General features: G+C 55.3%; 2 rRNA genes. Both read left to right on the top strand.

The annotated features are described in order from the left end of the window. Positions 1-1,964: ribosomal RNA gene (locus tag AC2FNB_RS21080) — 23S ribosomal RNA — on the top strand; the annotation flags it as partial. Between the two features lie 233 nt (positions 1,965-2,197). After that, positions 2,198-2,312: ribosomal RNA gene (rrf, locus tag AC2FNB_RS21075) — 5S ribosomal RNA — on the top strand. Positions 2,313-2,318 lie beyond the last annotated feature (6 nt).

Raw genomic sequence — 2,318 nt, 5'->3', positions numbered from 1 at the left:
GGGCCCCACAGGCTTACTGATCCTAACCAAACTCCGAATACCCGGGAGTACTAGATGGCAGACACACTGCGGATGCTAACGTCCGTAGTGGAGAGGGAAACAACCCTGACCTACAGCTAAGGCCCCCAATTCATGGCTAAGTGGGAAAGCAGGTGGGACGACCAAAACAACCAGGAGGTTGGCTTAGAAGCAGCCATCCTTTAAAGATAGCGTAACAGCTCACTGGTCTAAACAAGTTGTCCTGCGGCGAAGATGTAACGGGGCTCAAGCCATGAGCCGAAGCTTAGGATGCCGTAAGGCATGGTAGCAGAGCGTAGTGTGACATAGGACTTATCCTGTATTGCCGCCGGTCATTTGGCGCGAGAAATCGCGCTCAAGTAGCCGAACAGGCGGTAGCGCAGGATAGAGTCCTTTCGATGAAGCCGGCGCGTGAGCGATCCGGTGGAGAGATCACTAGTGAGAATGATGACATGAGTAGCGACAAAGAGTGTGAGAGACACTCTCGCCGAAAGTCCAAGGGTTCCTGCTTAAAGCTAATCTGAGCAGGGTAAGCCGGCCCCTAAGCCGAGGCCGAAAGGCGTAGGCGATGGGAAACAGGTTAATATTCCTGTGCCAGGAGGATGTGACGGATCACGACTGTTGTTCACCCTTATCGGATTGGGTGGGCCGCTGAGTGGTTCCTGGAAATAGCCCTCCATCAGACCGTACCCTAAACCGACACAGGTGGACTGGTAGAGCATACCAAGGCGCTTGAGAGAACGATGTTGAAGGAACTCGGCAAAATACCTCCGTAAGTTCGCGAGAAGGAGGCCCGGTTCCTAGGCAACTAGGGGCTGGGGGCACAAACCAGGGGGTGGCGACTGTTTATTAAAAACACAGGGCTCTGCGAAGTCGCAAGACGACGTATAGGGTCTGACGCCTGCCCGGTGCCTGAAGGTTAAAAGGAGGGGTGAGAGCTCCGAATTGAAGCCCAGGTAAACGGCGGCCGTAACTATAACGGTCCTAAGGTAGCGAAATTCCTTGTCGGGTAAGTTCCGACCTGCACGAATGGCGTAACGACTTCCCCGCTGTCTCCAACATCGACTCAGCGAAATTGAATTGCCTGTCAAGATGCAGGCTTCCCGCGGTTAGACGGAAAGACCCCGTGCACCTTTACTACAGCTTCGCACTGGCATCAGGATTGTGATGTGCAGGATAGGTGGTAGGCTTTGAAGCAGGAACGCAAGTACCTGTGGAGCCTCCCTTGAGATACCACCCTTCGCACTCTTGATGTCTAACCGCGGTCCGTCATCCGGATCCGGGACCCTGCGTGGCGGGTAGTTTGACTGGGGCGGTCGCCTCCTAAAGCGTAACGGAGGCGCGCGAAGGTTGGCTCAGAGCGGTCGGAAATCGCTCGTTGAGTGCAATGGCAGAAGCCAGCCTGACTGCGAGACTGACAAGTCGAGCAGAGACGAAAGTCGGCCATAGTGATCCGGTGGTCCCAAGTGGGAGGGCCATCGCTCAACGGATAAAAGGTACGCCGGGGATAACAGGCTGATACTGCCCAAGAGTCCATATCGACGGCAGTGTTTGGCACCTCGATGTCGGCTCATCTCATCCTGGGGCTGGAGCAGGTCCCAAGGGTACGGCTGTTCGCCGTTTAAAGAGGTACGTGAGCTGGGTTTAGAACGTCGTGAGACAGTTCGGTCCCTATCTGCCGTGGGTGTAGGAGACTTGAGAGGAGTTGCCCCTAGTACGAGAGGACCGGGGTGAACGATCCACTGGTGGACCTGTTGTCGTGCCAACGGCAGTGCAGGGTAGCTATGATCGGACAGGATAACCGCTGAAGGCATCTAAGCGGGAAGCCCCCCTCAAAACAAGGTCTCCCTGAGGGCCGTGGAAGACCACCACGTCAATAGGCCGGAGATGTAAGCGCAGCAATGCGTTCAGTTGACCGGTACTAATCGCCCGATAGGCTTGATTTGATCCAGTAATGGAAAGACACCCACCGCCTCAAGTAGCGAAGCGGTAGGCGAAATCAAAAAGCCAAAAACATACACACCTTGAGTTGGACAATGACGTGACAATCCGCATAAGCGGATCGCACGGTGTTGATTGATACAACAACCGTGCGGGAACGCGCATTCGCAAGCGAATACGCTGCCTCCCGCGCGTCGCCTTTTTGCAAAGCAAAAAGAGCGACGGGGATTTTCCTCGGTTTGGTGGTCATAGCGCGAGCAAAACACCCGGTCCCATTCCGAACCCGGAAGTTAAGTGCCGCCGCGCCAATGGTACTTGGGCTCAAGCCCCGGGAGAGTAGGTCACCGCCAAACCTAGTA

This window comes from Ruegeria sp. BHSB058 (assembly GCF_059613285.1).
The sequence above is the reverse complement of the archived record's forward strand: the minus strand, read 5'-3'. Positions and strand labels throughout refer to the sequence as shown.